Origin of the sequence: Streptomyces cahuitamycinicus (assembly GCF_002891435.1) — a bacterium.
GTDB lineage: Bacteria > Actinomycetota > Actinomycetes > Streptomycetales > Streptomycetaceae > Streptomyces > Streptomyces cahuitamycinicus.
Genome location: NZ_POUC01000491.1, coordinates 1 through 5,468, shown reverse-complemented (window position 1 = coordinate 5,468; position 5,468 = coordinate 1). Strand labels below are relative to the sequence as shown.

Genomic DNA, 5,468 nt, shown 5'->3' with positions numbered 1-5,468 from the left:
TCCCGCTGCCGCCCAGTCATCGCCTGCCTACCCCCAGCCGGTACGTCCGTCACGGGCCCCGTGTTGTTCCGGTTAACGACGGGTATGTGCCCCCGTCACGCGAGCCCGTGCCGACCGGCCGTCGAACTCCTCACCCGGGGTGGGTAACGTTGCCGGCGTGGCGCACCAGGACGGGCCGGAGCCTCCCCCCAACCTCCCGGAACACCGCACGACGACCATGGAGAAGGGCCGTTTCTGCATGGCCCGCTGCATCTGCGGCTGGCGCGGCCCGGCACGAAGAGCCAGGAGCCAGGCCCGCACGGACGCGGAGCAGCACACGGCGCCCTGAGACCGTGGCGGACGATGCCCCGGCCGCGGCCGGACCATGGAACCCTCACCCCCACCACCCCGTCTCCCAGGACGGAACCACCGGGAGGCCCCATGGAACGGCGCACGATCCTCACAGCGGGCACGGCGGCGATCGCCGCGGCCACGACCCCCTTCACCACCGCCTGCACCCCGTCGGGCAACCGCTCCGGGGTCACCGCCTCCCACTCCTCACGCACCACGACCACGTCGAGATCCACCGCCGCCGACTTCTCCGCCCTGGCCCGCGACCTCGACGGCCCCCTGGTCCGCCCGGGCGATGCCGACTGGCCGGCGGCCCGGCAGCTCTACAACACCCGCTTCGACAGCCTGAAGCCCGCCGCGGTCGCGTACGTGTCCCACCCGGACGACATCCGCACGACCCTGGCCTACGCCCGTGCCCACGCCCTGCGCGTGGCGATCCGCAACGGCGGCCACTCCTACGCCGGCTGGTCCTCCGGCGACGGCCGTCTGATCGTCGACGTCTCGAAACTCAGCCGCGTCCGGGCCTCCGGCACCACCGCCGTGGTCGGGGCCGGCGCCAAACTCATCGACGTCTACCGCGCCCTGGCCGCCAAGGGCGTCACGATCCCCGCCGGCTCCTGCCCGACCGTCGGTGTCTCGGGCCTCACCCTCGGCGGCGGCCACGGCGTGGTCTCCCGCGCCTACGGCCTGACCTGCGACAGCCTCACCCGGGCCACCCTGATCACCGCCGACGGCAAGCAGCTCACCGCCGACGCCCGTGAGAACAAGGACCTCTTCTGGGCCCTGCGCGGCGCCGGCAACGGCAACTTCGGCGTGGTCACGGAGCTGCACTTCAAGACCCACCCGGCACCGCAGGGTGTCTCGGCGTACCTGTCCTGGCCCTGGTCCAGGGCGGCCGCGGTGGTGAAGGCCTGGCAGGAGTGGGGCCCGTCACAGCCCGACGAGATCTGGTCGTCCCTGCACCTGGCGAGTGCCGCGGGAAGCACCCCGACCGTCTCGGTCGCGGCGTTCTCCCTCGGCACCCACGGCGAGCTGAGGAACGCCGTCGACCGGCTGGCCGACCGCGTCGGCGCCCCGGCCCGCAGCGTCTCCCTCAAGCGCCGTTCCTACGAGGAGTCGATGGAGGTGTACGCGGGCTGCTCCTCGTTCCCGACGGACGCGCAGTGCCATCTGCCCGGCCCGACCCCGGGGCGTTCCCCGGACGGCGCGCTGGGCCGCGAGACGTACGCGGCGGCGTCGGACTTCTTCGACCGCTCCCTCTCCGCGGCCGGCATCCGCACGCTGCTGTCCCGGATCGGGTCGGTGCGCGGCGGCACGGGCAGCATCGCGCTGACCGCCCTCGGCGGAGCGGTCAACCGCGTAGCCCCCACGTCCACGGCGTTCGTCCACCGCCGCTCCCGCATGCTGGCCCAGTACATCGCCGCGTGGCGGGCCGGCACGAGCGGTGCGACGGCCCGCGACTGGCTGGCCGCCGCCCACACGTCGATGCGCCCGTACGCCTCGGGGGCGGCCTACCAGAACTACACGGACCCGGCCCTGACCGACTGGCGCAAGGCCTACTACGGGGATGCGGCGACCCGCCTGGCGAAGCTGAAGAAGCAGTACGACCCCGACCGCTTCTTCACGTATCCGCAGGCGCTGTAACGCCCTGTGGGAGACGATCAGTTCGGAGCGGGTGCTCACGAGCTGACGCCTCCCACGGTTCCTGCCTACGCGGCGAGGTCCCGCTCCGGGGCCCGGTCACTGCGCGCCTCGGGGATCACCGTGTCCCCTCCTGCGGCCCGCCCTCCGCCGCGCACCAGCCACCCCACCCGGGGCGAGCGCTCGACGGCCCTCACCACCGGCGTCAGCAGGGCCATGGCAAGCGGCGACAGCAGCAGCGCCACGGCCGTCCCCAGCGCGAACCCGCCCACGACGTCCGTCGGGTAGTGCACGCCCATGTAGACGCGGATGAAGCCGCCGAACAACGCCAGCACGAGCCCGATGAGCCCGAACTTGCGGTTGGCGACGAACAGGCCGACCGCCAGTGCCATGACGATCGTCGCGTGGTCGCTGACGAACGAGTAGTCGGTCTTGCCCTGGACGAGCACTTCGAGCCCCTGGTGGTCCAGGAACGGCCGGGGCCGTTCCACGAACCCCCGTATGGGCACGTTCACCAGCACGGCCACACCTGCCGCCAGTGGCGCCCAGACCAGCGCCGCGACGGTGGAGGCCGCGTCGTCGTCGCCCCGCCGCCGTACGGTCCACCAGCACCACACCACGAGCAGGACGATGGCGAGCAGCAGCCCGTACTCACCGACGTACTCCATGACGCGGTCGAACCAGGCCGGCGCGTCCTTGGCCAGGCCATTGATGTCGTACAGCAGGTCGACGTCAGGGTTCGACCCGGAATCGGCGAGTCCAGCCATGGTGCTGCGGCCCCTTCGTCGTCTCTCCCGGCGCACCCGTGTGTGCGCCGCTCCTGCCACCCCCGTGGTTGTAGATCCGCTTCCGCCGCACGCGTGCGTGACGCGTGCCGAATGAACGTCTGCTCGGCTACGTCATCAGGAACGCACGGTCCCCGCTGATACGTTCCACACTCCACCGAATGATCACGCAGACGTTATCGAAGAGAGACACGTCTTCGCAGCTCAGGGGGTGGGTTCACACAGGGTTCACACCGTCGTGGGCAGTGCTTTCGCGCCATCTTCGGTGACGCGGGTGGCTCCGAAGTAGTCGGGGGTGTCGATCGGGTCGAACCGGATGACCGCACCGGTCCGGGGCGCGTCGATCATGTACCCGCCTCCCACATAAATGCCGACATGCCGGATGGCACGGGAATTGGTGAGGTCGTCCGAGAAGAACACGAGGTCGCCGGGGAGCAGTTCGTCCCGCGAGGGGTGCGGACCGGCGTTGTACTGGTCGTTGGCGACGCGCGGCAGCTTGATGCCCACGGTCTCGTAGGCGGCCTGGGTCAGTCCCGAGCAGTCGAAGCGTCCGCCCTGCTCAGCGGTGCCGGTGCCGCCCCAGAGGTAGGGCGTGCCGAGCTTCTTCTGCGCGTACTCGATCGCGGCGGCGGCCTGCTCGGAGGGGTCGACCCGCCCGACCGGCGCCGCGAAGCTCTCCGAGAGCGTCGTGATCCGCTTCACGTAGTTCCGGGTCTCGCTGTACGGCGGCACGCCCCCGTACTTGATCACCGCATACGCCCCCGCGTTGTAGGCAGCCAGCATGTTTTCGGTCGGATTCCCGCCAACCTTCTTCACGTACGACGCGAGTTCGCAGTCATAGGAGGCGGCCGAGGGGATCGCGTCCTTCGGGTCCCACACATCGCGGTCCCCGTCGCCGTCGCCGTCGATGCCGTGGACGGCCCAGGTTCCGGGGATGAACTGCGCTATGCCCTGCGCGGCCGCGTGGCTCTGGGCCCTCGGATTGAAGCCGCTCTCCTGGTAGAGCTGGGCGGCGAGCAGGGCCGGGCTGATGGCGGGGCAGGAATTGCCCCACTTCTGCACGAGGGCCGCGTACTCGGCGGGCACCGACCCCTTGGCCAGCGATTTCGCCCCGCCGCTCACGCCGCTGACCAGGTTCCCGGCGACGAGGTAGACCCCGACGACGAGCAGCATCACGAAGGCCAGGGCGGAGCTGATGGCGACACTCGCCACGATCCATGCCTTACGCACCGTCAACCGCCCCTCACCGCCCAGGAGTCCGTTGGTCAGTGTAGAGGCGGCCGGTACGCCCGGGAATGATCACGGGGAGGAGAGTCGGGGCGGACGGAGGAGCGGGCCACGGCACGGGCAGCACGGCAAGAGCAGGGTGGGCCCGGCCCGGCGCACGGGTTCACGGCCCGTCACGGATCCCTGCCCGCACGCCCGGCCCGTCACGGCTCCCTCCCCGCCAGCCCGGCCCGTCACGGATTCCCTCGCCCGCCCGTACGGCCGCTCCGTCTCCGCGCCGAGGACGACCGCCCTCGGCCGATCCGGCTCCGGCCGGACCATCGCCATCGTCGACGCCTACGCCTACGCCTACGCCTACGACGACCCGAACGTCGAGTCCGATCTCGCCGCCTACCGCTCGCACTACGGCCTGCCCGCCTGCACCACCGCGAACGGTTGCTTCAAGAAACGGCTGCTTCAAGAAGGTGAACCAGACCGGTTCCGCCACCGCCCTCCCCACCGCCGACAGCGGCCGGGCCGGCGAGATCTCCCTCGACCTCGACATGGCGAGCGCGGTCTGCCCGAACTGCCGCATCACCCTCGTCGAGGCGAAGTCGGCGTCCCTGTCCGACCTCGGCACCCCGGAGGGACTCGGCGCCTTCATCGGCTGAGCCTCCTCAGCCCGTGACAGACCGTCACCGAGCATCGCCACCCGGGGCCGTGGGAGCCCGGGGGACGGCCGATGACGAAAGGGCCGCGGCCACTCAGCCGAGGCCCCTTCGCCGTGCCAGGTAGCCTTCACCCCGGGAACACCGGCGCGACCACTCACCCGACCAGCCGTCAGAAACAGCCCGCAAAGGTGAGAAAGACCGCAAGAGGGCACAACGACGGAACCACACACCAGGTTCCGCTCAAGCCTCATTGCCCGGCGTGACCTGCCGTGATACACAGAGTGACCATACGATCCTTCGCGCACCACCCGTCACCTCCCTTAAGGACCGGGGCGGAACGGTGGCAAGGTATTCGTACGAAACCCGCCAATCAATGACGCCAAGTCGACATCCGGCAGCATCATTGTCGGCGAGAATGAGGCCTGACCTCTGCACTACCGCAGAGGGTGCGGAACTACCCAACAGGGGCGGTGACTTACATGCTGTTTGCGGCCGACAAGGGAGACATCAACACCATCATCGGCGGGATCGCTCCGGACTGGGGCCCCTTCGGCAACCTGGGCAACGAGGCGAAGGTGATGATCGAGGTCGTGATGGCGGTGGCCATCCTGCTCTGCCTCGGCATCGCCATCTGGGGCGCCGCCAAACAGCGCATCGGAGCGACCGCCCTGCGGGACACCTTCAGCGCTGAGCAGGGCAAGGGCCTCATCATCGCGGGTCTGACGGGGGTCTTCATCATCGGCTCACTCGGGACGCTGTTCACCATCGTGTACGGCATGGCCGTGTAGCCCGGGTACCGACCGCCCGGCCGGGCCCGCCCGGTTCCCCTCCATCC

At 70.3% G+C, this 5,468-nt stretch carries 5 protein-coding genes and 1 pseudogene; 4 read left to right on the top strand and 2 right to left on the bottom strand.

Annotated elements, in window-relative coordinates:
• Positions 1–157 precede the first annotated feature (157 nt).
• Complete coding sequence (locus C1J00_RS45680; protein WP_180989842.1) at positions 158–328, top strand: hypothetical protein; 171 nt, start codon at positions 158–160, stop codon at positions 326–328.
• 92 nt (positions 329–420) lie between these two features.
• Positions 421–1,974: an FAD-binding oxidoreductase gene (locus tag C1J00_RS37510; protein WP_102913379.1), complete on the top strand. Its 1,554-nt coding sequence runs from the start codon at positions 421–423 to the stop codon at positions 1,972–1,974.
• A 65-nt stretch (positions 1,975–2,039) separates the two neighbouring features.
• Here C1J00_RS37510 and C1J00_RS37505 read toward each other — a convergent pair whose 3' ends face one another.
• Together C1J00_RS37505 and C1J00_RS37500 are read right to left on the bottom strand one after the other, a co-directional pair.
• Positions 2,040–2,738: a phosphatase PAP2 family protein gene (locus C1J00_RS37505; RefSeq protein WP_102913378.1), complete on the bottom strand. Its 699-nt coding sequence runs from the start codon at positions 2,736–2,738 to the stop codon at positions 2,040–2,042.
• A gap of 246 nt (positions 2,739–2,984) precedes the next feature.
• Complete coding sequence (locus tag C1J00_RS37500) at positions 2,985–3,986, bottom strand: bifunctional lytic transglycosylase/C40 family peptidase (RefSeq protein WP_102913380.1); 1,002 nt, start codon at positions 3,984–3,986, stop codon at positions 2,985–2,987.
• 283 nt (positions 3,987–4,269) lie between these two features.
• On the opposite strand from C1J00_RS37500, the pseudogene C1J00_RS37495 reads away from it, so the two are divergent.
• Together C1J00_RS37495 and C1J00_RS37490 are read left to right on the top strand one after the other, a co-directional pair.
• Positions 4,270–4,603 (top strand): annotated as a pseudogene (locus C1J00_RS37495) (peptidase S8); the annotation flags it as partial.
• 509 nt (positions 4,604–5,112) lie between these two features.
• Entirely contained in the window at positions 5,113–5,421 is a 309-nt protein-coding gene (locus C1J00_RS37490; RefSeq protein WP_102913377.1) for a DUF8827 family protein, read from the top strand.
• Positions 5,422–5,468 lie beyond the last annotated feature (47 nt).